Origin of the sequence: Calidithermus timidus DSM 17022, from assembly GCF_000373205.1 — a bacterium.
GTDB classification, from domain to species: domain Bacteria; phylum Deinococcota; class Deinococci; order Deinococcales; family Thermaceae; genus Calidithermus; species Calidithermus timidus.
Genome location: NZ_KB890687.1, coordinates 120,126 through 136,928 on the forward strand (window position 1 = coordinate 120,126; position 16,803 = coordinate 136,928).

Below are 16,803 nucleotides of genomic sequence, written 5' to 3' on the forward strand. Positions count from 1 at the left end.
TCCTGGAGGTGGGGTGTACGTCGCACACAAGACGCCTCCGGGAGAGAAGCGTTCCTTCCGCCACAGGCCACGCGCCTCCCTTAGCTACCGCTCCTGCCCTAAATCACCTCACGGAACCCGATGGCCTCGGCGCGGGCCTGGAGTTCGCGCTTGAGCAGGGTGTGCTGGGGGGCCGCGAGGTAGGGGTCGGCCTCGAGGATCTGTTTGGCGAGTTCACGGCTTTTCTCGATGATCTCCTGGTCGGAGGCCAGGTCGCCGATGCGCAGGTCGGGCATGCCGGACTGGCGCAGGCCGCGCAGCTCGCCGGGGCCGCGTAGCTCGAGGTCTTTCTCCGCGACGTAGAAGCCGTCGGTGCTCTCCTCGATGATGCGCAGGCGGCTCAGGGTCTTCTTGCTGCTCTCGCCCGCGATGAGGATGCAGTACGACTCCAGGCCGCCCCGCCCCACCCGGCCCCTGAGCTGGTGAAGTTGGGCCAGCCCGAAGCGCTCGGCGTTCTCGATGACCATCAACGTGGCCTGGGGGATGTCCACGCCCACCTCGATCACCGTGGTGCTTACCAGCAGGTCGAAGTGACCGTTCTTGAAGCGCTCCATCACTAAGTCCTTCTCCTCGGCCTTCATCTTGCCGTGCAGCAGTTCGATGCGCACGTCGGGCAGCAGCTCGCGCAGTTCGTCGGCCAGCTTGGTGGCGGCGGCCAGCTCGGCGGTGGCCTCGTTGTCGCCCTCCTCGATCATGGGCGTGACCACGAAGACCTGGTGTCCCTTGGCGATTTCCTGGCGGGCAAAGGCGTAGGCTTGCAGGCGGGTTTTCTGGGTGAGCACTTTGGTCTTGACCGGGGTGCGGCCGGGGGGCAGCTCGTCGATGACGCTGACCTCGAGGTCGCCGTACATCGTCAGCGCCAGCGAGCGGGGGATGGGCGTGGCCGACATCACCAGCACGTCGGGGCGGTTGCCCAAGAGGCGGCGGCGTTGCAGCACGCCGAAGCGGTGCTCCTCGTCGATGACCGCCAGGCCCAAATCCTTGAACTCCACGCCTTCTTGGATCAGGGCGTGGGTACCCACCACCACATCGGTGTGGGCCGACTTGAGCCGCTCGAGCACCCCGCGCTTCTCGGCCATGGGCATCGAGCCCACCAGCAGATCCACGGTCACGCCCAGGGGGAAGAGGTATTTCTGCAGGTTTTGGTAGTGTTGTTTGGCCAGGATCTCGGTGGGGGCCATCAAGGCGCCCTGGGCTCCGTTCTGCGCGGCGATGTAGAGCGCGGCGGCGGCTACAGCGGTCTTGCCCGAGCCCACGTCGCCCTGCAGCAGCCGAGCCATCTGGCGCTCGCTCTGCATGTCGGCGAGGATCTCGCCCAGTACCCGCTCCTGGGCTTTGGTGAAGCTGAAGGGAAGGTTGTCGCGGAAGCGCTCGAGCCAGCGTGGCTCCACCCGGAAGTAGCGCCCCAGCAAGGCCGAGCCACCCGACTGGATCATGACCTTGAGTTCGAGCAGCAAGAACTCGTCGAATTTGAGGCGGTAGAGGGCCCGCTCGAGCTTTTCCTCGGAGTCGGGGAAGTGGGCCTGGCGCAGCGCCCAGTCGAGGTCGGGCAGCCCCAGGGCGGCGCGGTAGGGCTCGAGCATGTCGGGGATGCGGGGGAAGGCCTCGAGGGCCCGCCAGGCTGCGCGGCGTAGAAAGGCCTGGGAGATGCCCTCGCGCGAGGGGTACACCGGCACGATGCGCCCGGTCGAGAGCGACTCACCTGCCTCGTCCTCGAAGTACTCCACCATCAGCGAGACGTTGCCCCCGCGCCGCTGCACCCGGCCCGAGACCAGCAGGCTGGCCCCCTCGGGCACCTGCTTGAGCACCCAGGGCTGGTTGAACCACACGCCCGTGAACTTCCAGCCCCACGCGTCCATGAAGCGCACCTGCACCAGCTGCATCCCCTTGCGCGGGGTCTTGACCAGCTCGCGGCTGAGCACCGTGCCCACCACGGTGGCCTTCTGGCCCTCCTCGACCTCGCGCACGCTCTGCAAGGCCCGGCGGTCCTCGTAGCGGCGGGGGTAGCCGTGCAGCAGGTCGCGCAGCACCCGGATGCCCAGCTCGCCCAGCTTCTTCTTCCCGCCCACGCCCAGCGGCAGCGCCTCTACCGGGGTGTCGAGGGTGAGCTCCTCCACCGGCTGTGCCGCCTCCGGCGCCGGCGAAGCGACGGGGGCGGGCCGGGCCGGGGCAGTGAGGATGGGGTCCTGCCCGTTGCCCAGCAGCTCGATGGCTTTTTGCAGCCGCTCCAGGCGCTGTGCGGTGCCCATCTCGCGGTAGCCCGCCAGGAGGTGGGCGAGTTCGGGGAAAGGCTGGCCCAAATTCCGCACCAGCTTCTCGAGGCCACCCGCCACCACCCGGTCCTGCGCGCCGTCGGAAAGCTCGCGGCGCAAGGGTCGCAGCAGGCGTTCCCTGAGCTCGTCCTTGGTCACGGCCCCATCATGCCATACCTGCATGGGGGTTTATGAACCAGGCGTAACGATGGCGTAACCGCCCGGTCGCTACACTTGGCCTCGAGTTTCGGAGGCTACAGGGAGGGCACATGGCCAAGACCATCGAGCAGTTGAGTTCGGGTCTGATCGTCGGACAGCTTGGGCTGGGCATGCACGGAGGCGGGGTCGGCAGCCCGGCTCAGGCCGTCCACGACGGCGACACCATCGACGTGCGGGCGCCAGACGACTTTGGCATCCGCTTCCTGGGCGTGGACGCGCCGGAGGTCAGCGCCCGGCTACCCGACTCCGGCCCCAGCGACTTCCCCTCCCTGAGCAGCCCACGCTGGGAAGCCTTTCTGAGCGGCGACCCGTTGCGCAACGTCCGGATCGGCCGGGGGCTCAAGCAGCACCTCGAGGCCCTCCTCGGCCCCGGCGTGGCCGCCAATCACCATTTCCACGCCCAGGAAGCCCGCAAAGGGCTGGCCCAGATGGTCGAAGCCGACCGGGTGGCCCTGGGGCAGAGCAAGGAGGAGTTCCGCTTCTTCCTGGCCTTCGCCTACGAGGTCATGGACGGCTACGGGCGCTTCCTGGCCTTCATCCACCCCCACGACCCCGCCAGGAAGCTGCCCGAAGCCCGTCGCCACAGCTACAACGACCGCATGCTCGAGGCCGGCCTGGTGCTGCCCTACTTCATCTGGCCCAACATCGACCCCTTCCTCAAGGCCCGCCTCGCCAGCGCTTCACTGCAAGGCGCGGTGATGAGCCCGCAGCAGCTTTACGACGAAGCCAACGACCCCGCCGCCAAGCTGGGCCGCGCCCGCAACGCGCTCAAGCGGGCTCGAGCTCAGCAGATCGGGCTCTTCGTCGCCACCAGCCCCCTGCGCCTTTCCCCCTCGGAGCTGCGCCTGCTGGTCAACCTGGCCAGGGGCCGCGGCCCCAACCGCTGGGTCATCGACCTCAACGACCCCAAAGCCCGCCTGCTCCACCCCGAGGACTACCCCGCCATCCCCCTCCCCGAGGACCGCCTGTTCGTGCCCGAGGAGTTCGTGCCGTTGTTCCGGCAGCGGGGGTGGTAGGGGGTGTGGGGTTCCGGGTGACGCGAACGCTTTGACGATCAGTTATCGACCTCGGCGGGCACCAAGCGGTAGAGAAAGCCCTGCGAGAAGGGCTTCGCCTCGAGCAGCGCGTTCACCTCGGCGATGGTGAGGGCTTCGTACTTGCGGGCCATCTCGCTCAAGGTCTCGTAGCGTCCGGTGTAGACATAGGAGAGGCCCAGGTTGAACAGCCGGCCCATGGGGGTTTCGCCCGCGAAGACGATGCCGGTGGCGATCTTGTTCTTAGCCCGCTCGACCTCCTCAGGCCGCACCCCCTCGCGCTCGAGGCGCTCCAGTTCGCGGCGCAGCACCTCCACCACCCGCTCCTCGTTGGCCGGGTCGGTCTGGGCGAAGGTGTAGAACAGCCCCACCCCGTCGTTCTCGTCGTGGCTCGCGCCGACCGACTCCACCAGGCCGCTGTCCACCAAGGCCCAGTGCAGGCGGCTGTTGCCCTCGGCCCCTAGGATGCTCGCCAGCACGCTTGCGGCGTAGCGCCGCTCGTCTTGGGCGGCGAAGCCGGGTGCGAGGTGAACCAGGTAGCTCTGGGTGGCCTGGGGGTAGGGCTGGCGGAACTCCCCCGGCTGGGGCTCGAAGGGCGCGTACTCCCGTCTTGCGCCCGCGGGAGGCCAGTGGTCGGTCAGGGCCCGGATCTGCTCGAGGGTGGCCTCCCAGTCGAGCCGACCGGCCAGGGCCAGCACCATGTTGGCGGGCGAGTAGCGCCGGGCGTGGTAGTCGGCCATCTGCTCGCGGGTCAGGGCCCCCACGCTCTGCGCCGTGCCCAGCACGCTGTTGCCCAGGCTGTGCCCCCGGAAGTAACGCTCGCGGGCCCAGTCGAAGGCCATGATCTGCGGGCGGTCGGCGTAGAGGGCGATCTCCTCGAGGATCACCTGCTTTTCGGTGTCGAAGTCCTCCTGGCGCAGCGCCGGGCGCATCATGTCGGTGAACAACTCGAGGAGCCTGGGGCCGAACTCCGGGAGCACCGCGCCGTGGTAGACGGTGTTCTCCTCGGTGGTGAAAGCGTTGTTCTGCGCGCCCATGCGATCGAACTCGAGGTTGATCTCGATGGCGTCGCGGGTAGGGGTGCCCTTGAAGAGCATGTGCTCGAGGAAGTGCGAGACGCCCGACTCCTCGGGGCGCTCGTCGCGACTGCCGGTCTTGACGAAGTAGCCCATTGCCACGCTGCGGGCTGCCGGGTTGACCTCGGCGATGACGGTGAGGCCGTTATCGAGACGGGTTTCCTTGAATTTCATGCTGGTGTCCATGGGGGTTGCTTTGCGAGGCCACGTGATCTACCGGGCCCAGGACGGCGGTCCAGGGGTCGCGGTAGGGGTTTTCTGCCAGGTAGCGGTTGATGCGCTCGAGGTTCACGGCGGCGATGGCGGCCTCGATCTCCTCGAGGCTGCGCACCCGTCCGAGCAGGTAGAGGTCGCGGGCCATGCTCGCCGCCCTCGAGCGCGCCGACTCCTCCTGCATCACCAGCATGGTGCGCAGGCCCACCTTGGCCCGCTCGAGCTCCTCTGCGCTCACCCCCTGGGCCAGTCCTTCGATCTCGGCCCGCAGCACCCGCAGGGTCTCCTCGGCGCGCTCCGGCGTGGTTCCGGCGTAGGCGCTGAGGTAGCTGTAGCCCTTGACCCCGTTGGGCGAGGCGTAGACCGAGTAGACCAGCCCGCGCTTCTCGCGCACCTCGACGAACAGCCGCGCCCCCATGCCGCCCGAGAGCACCTGCGCCGCCAGGCGCGCGGTGTAGAACTCGGGGTGGTCGATGCTCACATCGGGGTAGATCAGCCCGATCTGCACCTGGGCGCCGTGCTGCTCGAGCCGCAGGCTATGGGGCTGGCTCACCGCGGGCGCGGGCGCCGCCACCGGGTGCACGGCTGCAAGCCGTCCCGATAGGGGATCGCCCCCCGGGTGCACGGGCCTCGCCCGTCCCGATAGGGGATCGTCCCCCGGGTGCACGGAGCTTGCTCCGTCCCGAAGGGGATCGTCCCCCTCACCCCCCCGCCATAGCCCGAGCGTGGCTTCCACCGCCGCCTGGGCCCGCTCGAGGGTGATCCCTCCGGCCAGCGCCAGGATCGAGCCCTGTGCCCTGTAGCGCCGGGCAAAATCGGCCCGCAGGGCCTCGGGGGTGGCTGCCTGGAGCCCCTCGAGGGTACCGCTGGGGTTGCGCCCGTGGGGGCTGGTGAAGACCGCCCGCCGCAACGCGGTGAACATCTTCTTGGGAGGCTGGTCCTCGAGCGAGGCCAGCTCCTGCAAGGCCACCTGCCGCACCGTCTCGAAGGCCTCCTCGGGTAGCGCAGGCCGCATGAGCACGTCGGCGTAGAGCGCGAGCACCTTCTCGAGCTGCCCCGCCAGGAAGGAAGCCCCCAGCGTGGTGTACTCCAGCCCGGCTGCGCTGCCCCGGCGCACGCCCAGGTCGTCGAAGGCCTCGGCCAGGGCTCGCGCATCGCGGCCCCCGGCCCCCTTCCACAGCCAGCCCTCGAGCAGATTGGCCGCCCCCTCGAGGCCCTCGGGGTCGGTGACGGCCCCTACCGGCAGCAGCAACTGCATGGCCACGCCGGGGTTCCAGGGTTGTTCCTCCACGGCCAGGATCAGGCCATTGGACAAGGTCACGCTTCGCGCTAAAGCCATATGCCTTGGGAGTATACGGTTTGGTGGGGCCACAAGCCATACACCCCCTTTAGCTATCCGTCACCCAAGGCCCGCACGCTTGCGCTAGGCTCGAGCTTGTGAGGCTCACCCGCTTGCTGATTTTGCTGACGCCGCTGCTCTCGGCGGCCTTCGCACAAAGCGCCCTCGAGCTCGAGGTGTTGGCCCGGACCAACCAGCTTCGCCTGGCCCACGGTCTGGGGGCTTTGCTGTGGGACGACCTGGCCTACAAAGCCGCCCTAGGCCACGCCCAGGACATGCTGGCGCGGGGCTACTTTAGCCACGACACTCCTGAGGGTCGCACCCCCGGCCAGCGCATGGCGGCGGCGGGGGTCACCGAGGTGGTGGTGGGGGAGAACTTGGCCTTCTACGAGGGCTACCCCGACGCCGAAGTCCCCAAGAAGGCTGTGCAAGACTGGATGAACAGCCCCGGCCATCGCGCCAACCTGCTCAAGGGCGACTTCACCCACCTGGGAGTGGCCCTGGTGCGTCAGGGCCGCAAGGTGGTGGTGGTGCAGAACTTCGTGGGGCGGCCCTTCGATCCCCTGCTGAAGCGAAGCCCGGCCCAGGCTCAGCGCACCCTGCTGTGGCTGAGCGGGCAGGCTCCGGGAACGCTGGGCATCTTCCTGGAGCGCCAGCTTTTTGCCCAGGTCGGGCCCAGGCTGGACCTGAGCCTCGAGCTGCCCCCCGGCTCGAAGCTGGAATACGGCTTCAACGACGGTCGGGGCTGGTTCTCGGTCCCCGAAGGGCGGGGAGGCGGCTGGCAGGCCCGGCTCGAGGTCACCGAAACCCCCGGCGTGACCCTGCGGCTGGCCCTTCCCAGCGGCCAATACGCCCTCTCGGTGGGGGCCGAACCCCGCTTGTGGCGGCGGATCGTGGGGCCACAAACGCTCGAGCTGACCCTGCCGGGCACGCTGCAATTCCTGTGGGTGGGGCGATTGCAGGGGCAGAGGATCGACTACACCCACCGAATCCCTTTGCGCTGAGCATCGAGTCTGCGGTGCCCCCCGCTTTGCGCACGGCTCCATAGCCGAATATGGTTCGGATACTGCCCGAATCAGGCGGACTGCATTAGACTTCTGGAATGGATTACCGTACGCTGCTGGCGATCGTGGCGACCCTGTTACCCTGGGCCTCGGCTTTCGCGGGGATCCGGGCCGGTCTCGAGGCCTACTCTCCCGGCCACCTCACCCTGCTGCGCTTTTTGGTGGCCTCGCTGACCCTGCTGATCTATGCCCTGGCGGTGCGCATGCCCCTGCCCCGGCGGGAGGATTGGCCGGGCATCTTCGCCCTCGGCTTCGTGGGGATCACCGTCTACCACACCGCGCTCAACTTCGGCCAGGTCACGGTGCTGGCGGGGCCCGCCGCCTTGCTCATCGCCTGCGGGCCGGTCTTCACGGCTTTGCTCTCACGCTCCTTGCTCAAGGAGGAGATCTCGAGCTGGGGCTGGATTGGCATCGCCATGGCCTTTGGTGGGGTGGCGCTGATCGCCTTCGGCAAGCCCGGAGGCTTCGAGCTACAGCCGGGAGCCCTCCTCATCTTGCTCTCGGCCCTGGCCACCTCGCTGTACTTCGTGCTGCAAAAGCCCTTCTACCGGCGCTACACCGCCCTTCAGTTCACGGCCTACTCCATCTGGGCGGGAACCCTGCCCATGCTGCTCTTCCTGCCGGGCCTGGCTCAGGAGGTGGCGGCGGCCCCGCTGTCCACGACGCTGGCCGTGATCTACCTGGGGGTGCTGCCGGGCGGGTTGTCCTACGTAAGCTGGTCCTATGCGCTCTCGAGGGCGCCCGCCACGAGGGTCACCAGCTTCCTCTACGTCAACCCCCTCATCGCCACGCTGATCGCCTTCGTCTGGTTGGGCGAGGTGCCCGCGCTGCTGTCGATGATTGGCGGGGCCGTCGCGTTGGTGGGGGTGATCGTGGTCAACACCCTGGGCAAGGTCAAAAGCGCCCCGCGCCCGCAGCTCAGGGTCGAGGGCTGAGCCCCAAAGCGATCTTCTCGCGTGCCTTAGGCCGTAGGCAGGACGGGGCACGAAAGATGAGCCCAGCCGATACAATGACGGCGTATGGAAATTCGCAAAATCGGTGTAGTTGGTGCAGGGCAGATGGGATCGGGCATCGCCCAGGTGGCGGCGCAGGCGGGTTACGCGGTGGTGTTGCGCGACCTCGAGGAGAGCTTCGTCGAGCGCGGCCTGAGCACCATACGGCGCTCCTTAGCCAAGCTGCTGGAGAAGGGTCGGCTTGACCAGGCCACCCACGACGCCTCGCTCGAGCGCATCCAGACCACCCTTCAACTCTCCGACCTCTCCGACTGCGACCTGGTCATCGAGGCCATCGTGGAGAGCGAGCCCGCCAAGAACGAGCTCTTCCGCGACCTCGACCCCCTGCTCAAGCCCACGGCCATCCTGGCCTCCAACACCTCCTCCATCCCCATCACCCGCCTGGCCTCGGTGACGAAGCGCCCCGAGCGCTTCATCGGCATGCACTTCATGAACCCCGTGCCCCTGATGGAGCTCGTCGAGGTCATCCGGGGCTACCTCACCAGCGACGAGACCACCCAGGCCGTGCTGGAAGCCGCCCGCCGCATGGGCAAGACCCCGGTCGAGGTCAACGACTACCCCGGCTTCGTCTCCAACCGGGTGCTGCTGCCCATGATCAACGAGGCCATCCAGTGCGTGATGGAGGGCGTCGCCACCCCCGAGGCCATCGACCAGATCATGAAGCTGGGCATGAACCACCCCATGGGCCCCCTCACCCTCGCCGACTTCATCGGCCTCGACACTTGCCTCTCGATCATGGAGGTGCTGCACCGGGGCTTGGGCGACGACAAGTACCGTCCCTCCCCACTGCTGCGCAAGATGGTGCAGGCCGGGCTCTATGGCCGCAAGAGCGGGCGGGGATTCTACCGCTACGACGAGAAGGGGAACAAGATCGGCTGAAGAGAACGCCCAACGCTGGGCGTGGGTTTTAGGCCCTAGGTCGTACGCAAGGCGTTTCGCCCCTACTCGATAAACCACGGGGAACCCCTCGAGCCGTAGAAACGCTTCCACAGGACCCAGTATGCTGGGGCCATGGACCTACAACGCAGCTTCGGGATGTTGCTCCACCCCACCAGCTTCCCTGGCCGCTGGGGCATTGGCACGCTCGGGCAGGAAGCCCGCGCTTTTATCGACTGGCTGGCCGAGGCGGGGGCTAGGTGGTGGCAGGTGCTGCCGCTGGGGCCTACGAGCTATGGTGACTCGCCCTACCAGTCCTTCTCGGCCTTCGCCGGCAACCCCTATCTCATCGACCCCGACATGCTCATCGCCAGGGGTTGGCTCGAGCCCGAAGATCCCCCGGCCTACCCTGCCCACAAGGTCGATTACGGCTGGCTCTACGACACCCGCTGGCCGCTGCTGCGCCGGGCTTACGCGGGCTTCGCGGCCAGGGCCAGCCAGGCCGACAAGAGCGCTTTTGCCGCTTTCGAGCAGAAGGAAGCGGGCTGGCTGGCCGACTACGCGCTGTTCATGGCGCTCAAGAACAGCTTCGGCGGCAAGCCCTGGAACGAGTGGAGCCCCGAGCTGGTCCGGCGGGAGCCGCAGGCGCTCGAGGCCGCCCGGCGCGAGCTGGCCGAGGAGGTGGGGATGCACGCTTGGAGCCAGTGGCTGTTCTACACCTCCTGGGCCGAACTGCGGGCCTACGCTGCCCAGAAGGGCATCAAGATCATCGGGGACATGCCCATCTTCGTGGCTTACGATTCCAGCGACGTGTGGGCCAACCCGCAGTACTTCTACCTCAACCCCGACGGCACGCCGAGCGTGGTAGCCGGGGTTCCGCCGGACTACTTCAGCGAAACCGGGCAACTGTGGGGTAACCCGCTCTACCGCTGGGAGGTGATGCAGGCCGACGGCTTCGGCTGGTGGATCGCCCGCATCAGGCAGAGCCTGCAGACTTGCGACCTGGTGCGCATCGACCACTTCCGGGGCTTCGAGGCCTACTGGGAGATCCCTGGCAGCGCCCACACCGCCGTCAAGGGTCGCTGGGTCAAAGCTCCGGGCGAGGCGCTGTTCCAGGCGGTGCGCACAGCGCTGGGCGATGCGCCCATCATCGCCGAGGACCTCGGCGTAATCACCCCAGAGGTCGAGGCCTTGCGCGACGGCTTCGGCTTCCCCGGCATGAAGATCCTGCAATTCGCCTTCTCCGACGAGACCAACCCCTTCCTGCCCCACAACTACCCCGAGGACGGCAACGTCATCGTCTACACCGGTACCCACGACAACGACACCACCTTGGGCTGGTACAAGACCGCCCCCGAGGAGGAGAAGGAGTTCATGCGCTCCTACCTCCAGGACAACGACATCCCCTTCAACACCCCCGCTGAGGTGCCCTGGGCGCTGATCACCCTGGCCTTCAAGAGCCCGGCCAGGCTGGCGGTGATACCCCTGCAGGACGTCTTCGGCCTGGACACCGAGGCCCGCATGAACTATCCCGGCAAGGTGGGTGGCTACTGGTCGTGGCGCTACGCCCCTCAGGACCTTACCCCGGAGCACGCCGCGCGCCTGAGGGCCTTGGCCGTGGCTACGGGGCGCTGAAGGGGTCGTACACCGCGTCACCAGCCCTCGACGCTTGACCCAGGCCCTCTGGTATGGGCCATCGATTCCCCCTTGAGCCAACCTTTATTTTGTAACCTTCCGGTAACGTTGGGTGTTCTAGCCTGAGACCCGCCGCCTACAAGGTGCATGCGGCCAGCATCGTGTCCACACCGTCCTGGCGAGGGGGTGATACCAGATTCGGTCAGTTCGTTCCCGAATGGGAACGCCGCCCCGCCAAGGCGGGGCGGTCGACCGAAGGGAGTGCTCTAGGATTCAAAAAGATAGCCTCTGAAGGTCTTTGGTTTGGGTGATTATCTTTTTGAATCCGGTATGAGCCTTCAAAGGTCGCGGTAACGGTCGCGGTGGACTAAGGCGGCAAGCCCCAAAGACACGTACACGAAGAGCAGGCTGGTCCCTCCTGCGGAAAACAGCGGCAAGGTCAGGCCGGTGACGGGAGCCATGCCGATGGTCACGCCGATGTTGACCATCACCTGAAAAGCGATCATGGAGCACACTCCCACGATGATCAGGCGGTCCTCGAGGCGGTTGCACTCCAGCGCCATCCGGGCCAACCGGAAGAACAGCAACCCATATAGCACCAGCAGCGATACCGCCCCTACGAAACCCCACTCCTCGCTCAGCACGGCAAAGATAAAGTCGTTTTGCTTCTCGGGGACGTAACCGAGCTGGCTTTGGGTGCCCTGCCCATAACCCTTGCCCAACAGACCCCCCGAGCCGATGGCGATCATGGATTGGATCTGCTGGTAGCCCTTGCCCTGCGGATCGCTCTCGGGATTGAAGCCCACGATGATGCGCTGCTGTTGGTAGGGCTCGAGATGTTGGAAGGCAAAAGGAGCCGCGATGCCCAGCAGCGCCAAGCCCACCAGGAAGTGCCGCATGGGCATGCCCCAGGTCAGCAGCAAGGACACCACGATCACCGCCAGCACGGTGGTTCCCCCCAGGTCGGGCTCGATGAGCACCAAGCCCAGGACGGGCGCTGCGATCAGGAGAGGTGCGGCGTAGCCAAAGATGCGGCCGGGTTCGCGGCGGCTGAGCCAACGCGAGAGCACCAAAATCAAGGAGAGCTTGGCCAGCTCGCTGGGCTGGAAGTTGACCGGGCCCAGGTCCAGCCAGGCCCTAGCCCCGTTGACCTCCCGGCCCATCACCAGCACCGCCACCAGCAGCACCAGGGACAGGCCATAAAGCAGCCAACCCCACGACTGCACCTGGCGGCGGCTGAGAAACTGCAAAGCTACCGCCGCCATCACCGCCACCCCCGAGAACATGAGCTGATTGAAGAAAACAGCCGGGCTAGGCGCTGCGCTGCGCAAGGTAACCAACCCAGCCAGGTGAATCAAACCCACCACCATCACCAGGCTCCAGTCGTAGGCGAGGAGGGAAATACGCGGCAGAGTCATCGTTTTAAAGCCTACAGACCTCGAGCCCAAAGCCAAAAGCGGCCGCTTACTTTTCACCCGCGCAAGGGGATGTTGGCGATCATCACCACTTTTTCCCCCCGCTGCTCGAGCTCGACCTTGAGGGCTTCCTGTTCGGCGGGGAAGTAGCGCTTGAGCACGTCGAGCAGATCGTTCTTGAGGGCGTCCACCATGCCGGGAGCGAGTTGGGCGCGGTCATAGGCCAGGGTGAGCTTGAGTCGCTCCTTCAGCACGTCCTTGCTCTTGTTGCGCTGCCAGAACCAGGCCATCAGCTACCCCCAAGCAGTTTGCGCAGAGCGCCCATGAAGCCGCCTTTCTCACGCAGGTCGGGGAAGGGAACCTCCTCACCCCGAATGCGCCGGGCCACGTCCATGAAGGCGCTGCCCGCAATGGAGCCGTTCTTGAGCACCAGAGGTTCCCCCTCGTTGCTCGAGATCAGCACCTTCTCGTCTTCAGGAACAATGCCGATGGGCTTGAGGCCCAAAATCTCCTGCACATCCTCGACCGAGAGCATGTCACCTCGCTCGACCATCTTAGGCCGCAGGCGGTTGATGACCAGGAAGTTCTCCCGTACCTCCCGCGCCTCGAGCATGCCAATGATGCGATCGGCGTCGCGTACCGAGGAGACCTCAGGGTTGACCACCACCAAAGCCCCCTCGGCAGGGGTCGCTGCGGTCTGGAAGCCCCGCTCGATGCCCGCTGGGGAGTCGATGAGTACGCGGTTGAAGCCGTCTTCCTCGATGAGCGCCCTGACCAGCAGGCGGAATTTCTCAGCATCGAGCGCTTCCTTATCCCTGGTCTGGGAAGCCGGGAGCAGGAAGAGCCCCTCCAGCCGCTTGTCCTTGATGAGGGCCTGCGAGCGTTTGCAGCGCCCCTCGAGCACATCGATGAGGTCGAAGACCACCCGGCCCTCCAGTCCCATCACCACGTCCAGATTGCGCAATCCCACATCCACATCAATAACGACGACCCTCTCGCCCAGTTTGGCCAAGGCCGCCCCCACATTGGCCGTGGTGGTGGTCTTGCCCACCCCACCCTTGCCTGATGTCACCACAATGGCCCTAGCTTTCACGTTGCCTCCTTGCGACAGTATATCGGTCAGGACACAGTCAAGCCTCGAGCATGAAGGCTCAGGAACTATCCCCGGCCCTCAGGACCGGGGGAAACCCACCGCCTCGGCCAGGTCGGCCAAGCGGGTGACTATGCGGTCGGCAGAGTGCATGAGCATGAGGTTGCGACGCGTGTCGTACTCGGGGCTAACGTAGAGGCGGGTGAGGCTCGAGCAGTACAGAAGCACCCGGCGCCCCAACGCTCGCAGGTAGCCCTGCAGTGCGGCGCTCTCGGGGTTCACATCGGCTCCGTCACCGAAGATGACCACCGCCTCACTGGTGAGGGCGTTCCAAAAGTCCCGCTCGGCCCCTTCGCGCAAACCCTCAGCACTGGCGGCCTGGTAGCGCTGGGCGATCCCTACGCGCCAGCCCAGCGCCTCGAGCTCCCCCGCTGCCCGCTCGGCCAGGACCATCTGGTACTCGTATTCCCCACCCCCGAACTCGAGGAAGACCTGACCTGAGCGTAGCGGGGGGTCGGGGGCCTTTCGCTGTCCGGGGTAATGCAGCACCAACGCCCGCACTGCCTCCCTCACCCGCCGCTCGATCCGCTCAAAGGCGGCCTCGATGAGCTCGCGGTAGGCCCGGGGGTCGGGGTCGAGGCCCGAGAGGGGGAAGTCACCCTCGCACAGCACCTCGTCGGCCAAGAGCTCGAGCAGGGGCTGCAAGCGCTGGGGTTCAGCGATGCGGTCATGCTTGTAGCAGAAAAAGTTGCTCAGCAACACGAGCACCGGCAGACCGATCCCGGCGGCGTAGCCGATCTCGAAGGAGACCCCCCCGTCATACTGGGTGTGGTAAAGCGGAGCCAGCAGCGCAAAAGAGTTGCGCACACGCGCGGTGTCGAGGCGGTAGATGGCCTGGGTGAGGCTCTCTCCGGGTCGAGGCACCACTGCGCCGTTGGAATCGCGGTAGGGTAGGAAGGTAAGGGGGCCTTCAGGAGGCAGCCCCAGTGTCTCGAGCCCCTCCCGCAGCCCCTGGAGGCAAGCATGCTCGAGGCGCGAGCCGTAGTAGCGGCCAGTGTGCTCGAAGAGAAAGGTGGCGACGTAGAGGGGGCCCTGGCCCCGTCGGAGGCGCTCGAGGCGGGGGTCCACTAGTTCCTCACCGCCACGACGGCCCCCAGCACCATCACCCCCAGCCCGACTACCTTGAGCAAGGAAAGCGGGTTGGCGGCCTGACCCAGCAGCCCTAAGTACCCCACCACCGCCGCGGCGGCGATCTGGCTGGCGAGGATGAGGATCATGGCGTTGGCAACACCCAGGCGCTGGATGGAGAACACCGTCCCCAGCACCACCAGCAGCCCGATCACCCCGCCGAGGTAGCTGTACCAGGGGAGCCCCTGCTGCAGACCGCGGTACAAGAGGAAGGCACAAGTCAGTAAGCCTAGCGTCGCCACCATCAGTAAAGCCCCGCACAAAGAGGGCTCGAGCGCCCACCCCAGGAAGCTGCTGCGCTGAATTAGCAACAACCCCAGCACCGACACGGTCAGGCCGACCACGTGGACCACGGTGGAGAGGCCCCAGGTCCCAGCTATGGGCTGCAGCAGGGCATTGATGGGGCCTAGCAGGGCGATCATCAGACCGGTGGCGACGGCTACCAGCAGCGGCGTAAGGGGGATGTTTGGACTCATAGGCTCCTCGAGGTAACAGTGAGCATTTGTTCTTGGATTATAGAACATCCTCAAACAAGGCCCCTTCATGATGCAAAACAGGGGCTTTTGCCATGCCCTAGCCCTGCGACGAGGGCGGGGAGCTTTAAAAGCGCGGGCGCGGGGTAGAATTCGGCCATGCGCTCCAAGCGCGAACCCAAGCTCGGCTGGAGGGATATGCTGGCGATGGTCGCCGTCCTTTACCAGCTCCTCCTGTTGCCGGGGATGCTGCTGGGTGGGGTGGGCCTGACCCTGCTCCTGATCGATTTTCACCTGAGGTGAGCATGCAAACCCTTTCGCAAACCCTTTTTGAGTCCCTGCCCGAGGACCTGCGCGAGCGCCTGGGAAGGCCGGGGCAGTACCCCTTCACCCGCGGCGTCTACCCCAAGATGTACACCGAGCGGCCCTGGACCATGCGGCAATACGCGGGCTTCAGCAGCGCCGAGGAGTCCAACGCCCGCTACCGATATCTGCTCGAGCAGGGCCAGACCGGCCTGAGCGTGGCCTTCGACCTGCCCACCCAACTCGCCCTCGACCCCGACCACCCCCTCAGCGTGGGCGAGGTGGGACGGGTGGGGGTCTCCATCGCCTCCATCGAGGACATGAAGGTGCTCTTCGAAGGCATCCCGCTCGACCAAGTCACCACCTCCATGACCATCAACGCCCCCGCCGCGATGCTGCTGGCGCTGTACCTGCTGGTGGCCGAGGAGCAGGGCGTGAGCTGGGACAAGGTGGGCGGCACCGTGCAAAACGACATCCTCAAGGAGTACATCGCGCGGGGCACCTACATCTTCCCCCCCAACCCCTCCATGCGCCTCATCACCGACCTCTTCGCCTTCTGTGCCCAGCACGTGCCCAAGTGGAACACCATCTCCATCTCCGGCTACCACATTCGCGAAGCCGGCAGCACCGCCGCGCAGGAGATCGCCTTCACCCTCGCCAACGGCAAGGCCTACGTGAGAGCGGCGCTCGAGGCCGGCCTCAACATCGACGCCTTTGCCCCCCGCCTCTCCTTCTTCTTCGCTTCCCACAACGACATCCTCGAGGAAGCCGCCAAGTTCCGCGCGGCCCGGCGTATGTGGGCGCGGATCATGAAGGAGGAGTTCGGGGCCAAGGACCCCAAGAGCTGGATGCTGCGCTTCCACACCCAGACCGGAGGCTCCACCCTCACCGCACAGGAGCCGCTGGTCAACGTGGTGCGCACCGCCTACCAAGCACTCGCCGCCGTGCTGGGCGGCACCCAGAGCCTGCACACCAATGCCTACGACGAAGCGCTGGGACTGCCTACCGAGAAGAGCGCCCTGCTGGCCCTGCGCACCCAGCAGGTGCTGGCCTACGAGTCGGGCGTGACCCGCGCCATCGACCCGTTGGGCGGCAGCTTCTACGTCGAGCACCTCACCGACGCGCTCGAGGCCGAAGCCCAGCGCCTCATCGCCCAGATCGACCAGCTCGGCGGCTCGGTGGCCGCGGTGGAGGCCGGCTTCTTCCAGCGCGAGATCGAGGAGTCGGCCTGGACCTTCCAGCGCGAGGTGGAGTCGGGACAGCGCGTCATCGTCTCGGTCAACAAGTTCAACCGCCCCGACTCCCCCCTCAACGAAGCCACCCCCATCCAGCGCATCGACGAGTCCCTCGACCGTCGCCGTCAGGCCCAGATCAAAGCCTTTCGCCAGCAGCGCGACGGCCAGGCTACTGCCAACGCCCTCGAGGCGCTGCGCCAAGCCGCCCGCGGCTCCGAGAACCTCATGCCCCATATCCTCGAGGCCTTCCGCCGCCGCGCTACGCTGGGCGAGATCGGCAAGGTGCTGCGCGAGGAGTGGGGGGAGTACCAGCCGAGCTACTGACTGCGCCGCACGCGG

At 66.6% G+C, this 16,803-nt stretch carries 15 protein-coding genes; 7 read left to right on the forward strand and 8 right to left on the reverse strand.

The features are described 5' to 3' along the window. Positions 1–98: 98 nt before the first annotated feature. Entirely contained in the window at positions 99–2,474 is a 2,376-nt protein-coding gene (recG, locus tag B047_RS0100585; protein ID WP_040778737.1) for an ATP-dependent DNA helicase RecG, read from the reverse strand. An 86-nt stretch (positions 2,475–2,560) separates the two neighbouring features. Between recG and B047_RS0100590 the strand changes: the two genes are divergently transcribed. Beyond that, entirely contained in the window at positions 2,561–3,526 is a 966-nt protein-coding gene (locus B047_RS0100590) for a hypothetical protein (protein ID WP_018465019.1), read from the forward strand. Between the two features lie 38 nt (positions 3,527–3,564). On the opposite strand, the gene B047_RS0100595 is transcribed toward B047_RS0100590, so the two are convergent. Beyond that, a complete protein-coding gene (locus B047_RS0100595; protein WP_245533664.1) occupies positions 3,565–4,794 on the reverse strand; it encodes a M16 family metallopeptidase in 1,230 nt (409 codons plus the stop codon). Then, positions 4,766–6,172 (reverse strand): M16 family metallopeptidase, encoded by a 1,407-nt coding sequence (locus B047_RS17105; RefSeq protein WP_018465021.1) that lies wholly within the window; start codon positions 6,170–6,172, stop codon positions 4,766–4,768. Before B047_RS17105 ends, B047_RS0100595 begins: the two co-directional genes overlap by 29 nt. A gap of 98 nt (positions 6,173–6,270) precedes the next feature. Between B047_RS17105 and B047_RS0100605 the strand changes: the two genes are divergently transcribed. The 4 genes from B047_RS0100605 (at position 6,271) to malQ (ending at position 10,760) form a co-directional block, all read left to right on the forward strand. Further along, on the forward strand, positions 6,271–7,176 hold the full coding sequence (locus tag B047_RS0100605) for a CAP domain-containing protein (RefSeq protein ID WP_018465022.1): 906 nt from the start codon (positions 6,271–6,273) through the stop codon (positions 7,174–7,176). A 98-nt stretch (positions 7,177–7,274) separates the two neighbouring features. Then, positions 7,275–8,171, forward strand: a complete 897-nt coding sequence (locus tag B047_RS0100610; RefSeq protein ID WP_018465023.1) for a DMT family transporter — start codon at positions 7,275–7,277, stop codon at positions 8,169–8,171. Positions 8,172–8,255: 84 nt separating this feature from the next. Beyond that, a complete protein-coding gene (locus tag B047_RS0100615; RefSeq protein ID WP_018465024.1) occupies positions 8,256–9,128 on the forward strand; it encodes a 3-hydroxybutyryl-CoA dehydrogenase in 873 nt (290 codons plus the stop codon). Between the two features lie 132 nt (positions 9,129–9,260). Next, on the forward strand, positions 9,261–10,760 hold the full coding sequence (gene malQ / locus B047_RS0100620; protein WP_018465025.1) for a 4-alpha-glucanotransferase: 1,500 nt from the start codon (positions 9,261–9,263) through the stop codon (positions 10,758–10,760). 338 nt (positions 10,761–11,098) lie between these two features. On the opposite strand, the gene rodA is transcribed toward malQ, so the two are convergent. The 5 genes from rodA to B047_RS0100645 form a co-directional block, all read right to left on the reverse strand. Continuing rightward, positions 11,099–12,178, reverse strand: a complete 1,080-nt coding sequence (gene rodA / locus B047_RS0100625; protein WP_018465026.1) for a rod shape-determining protein RodA — start codon at positions 12,176–12,178, stop codon at positions 11,099–11,101. Between the two features lie 53 nt (positions 12,179–12,231). Next, positions 12,232–12,465 carry a cell division topological specificity factor MinE gene (minE, locus tag B047_RS0100630; RefSeq protein WP_018465027.1) on the reverse strand — a complete coding sequence of 78 codons (234 nt, stop codon included), beginning with the start codon at positions 12,463–12,465 and terminating at the stop codon, positions 12,232–12,234. Continuing rightward, complete coding sequence (gene minD, locus B047_RS0100635) at positions 12,465–13,268, reverse strand: septum site-determining protein MinD (RefSeq protein WP_018465028.1); 804 nt, start codon at positions 13,266–13,268, stop codon at positions 12,465–12,467. Before minD ends, minE begins: the two co-directional genes overlap by 1 nt. A 78-nt stretch (positions 13,269–13,346) precedes the next feature. Beyond that, positions 13,347–14,393 carry a nucleoside 2-deoxyribosyltransferase gene (locus B047_RS0100640; protein ID WP_018465029.1) on the reverse strand — a complete coding sequence of 349 codons (1,047 nt, stop codon included), beginning with the start codon at positions 14,391–14,393 and terminating at the stop codon, positions 13,347–13,349. Next, positions 14,393–14,929: a DMT family transporter gene (locus tag B047_RS0100645; protein ID WP_018465030.1), complete on the reverse strand. Its 537-nt coding sequence runs from the start codon at positions 14,927–14,929 to the stop codon at positions 14,393–14,395. Before B047_RS0100645 ends, B047_RS0100640 begins: the two co-directional genes overlap by 1 nt. Positions 14,930–15,085: 156 nt before the next feature. Here B047_RS0100645 and B047_RS18065 point away from each other — a divergent pair, with 156 nt between their 5' ends. Continuing rightward, entirely contained in the window at positions 15,086–15,229 is a 144-nt protein-coding gene (locus tag B047_RS18065; RefSeq protein ID WP_018465031.1) for a hypothetical protein, read from the forward strand. A 2-nt stretch (positions 15,230–15,231) separates the two neighbouring features. Next, positions 15,232–16,788: an acyl-CoA mutase large subunit family protein gene (locus B047_RS0100655; protein WP_026234448.1), complete on the forward strand. Its 1,557-nt coding sequence runs from the start codon at positions 15,232–15,234 to the stop codon at positions 16,786–16,788. Positions 16,789–16,803: the final 15 nt, after the last annotated feature.

What these genes read in the sequence shown, in the direction of transcription:
- recG (WP_040778737.1), bottom strand. Translation starts at nt 2,474, where the DNA reads ATGCAGGTATGGCATGATGGGGCCGTGACCAAGGACGAGCTCAGGGAA.
- B047_RS0100590 (WP_018465019.1), top strand. Translation starts at nt 2,561, where the DNA reads ATGGCCAAGACCATCGAGCAGTTGAGTTCGGGTCTGATCGTCGGACAG.
- B047_RS0100595 (WP_245533664.1), bottom strand. Translation starts at nt 4,794, where the DNA reads ATGAAATTCAAGGAAACCCGTCTCGATAACGGCCTCACCGTCATCGCC.
- B047_RS17105 (WP_018465021.1), bottom strand. Translation starts at nt 6,172, where the DNA reads ATGGCTTTAGCGCGAAGCGTGACCTTGTCCAATGGCCTGATCCTGGCC.
- B047_RS0100610 (WP_018465023.1), top strand. Translation starts at nt 7,275, where the DNA reads ATGGATTACCGTACGCTGCTGGCGATCGTGGCGACCCTGTTACCCTGG.
- B047_RS0100615 (WP_018465024.1), top strand. Translation starts at nt 8,256, where the DNA reads ATGGAAATTCGCAAAATCGGTGTAGTTGGTGCAGGGCAGATGGGATCG.
- malQ (WP_018465025.1), top strand. Translation starts at nt 9,261, where the DNA reads ATGGACCTACAACGCAGCTTCGGGATGTTGCTCCACCCCACCAGCTTC.
- rodA (WP_018465026.1), bottom strand. Translation starts at nt 12,178, where the DNA reads ATGACTCTGCCGCGTATTTCCCTCCTCGCCTACGACTGGAGCCTGGTG.
- minE (WP_018465027.1), bottom strand. Translation starts at nt 12,465, where the DNA reads ATGGCCTGGTTCTGGCAGCGCAACAAGAGCAAGGACGTGCTGAAGGAG.
- B047_RS0100645 (WP_018465030.1), bottom strand. Translation starts at nt 14,929, where the DNA reads ATGAGTCCAAACATCCCCCTTACGCCGCTGCTGGTAGCCGTCGCCACC.
- B047_RS18065 (WP_018465031.1), top strand. Translation starts at nt 15,086, where the DNA reads ATGCGCTCCAAGCGCGAACCCAAGCTCGGCTGGAGGGATATGCTGGCG.
- B047_RS0100655 (WP_026234448.1), top strand. Translation starts at nt 15,232, where the DNA reads ATGCAAACCCTTTCGCAAACCCTTTTTGAGTCCCTGCCCGAGGACCTG.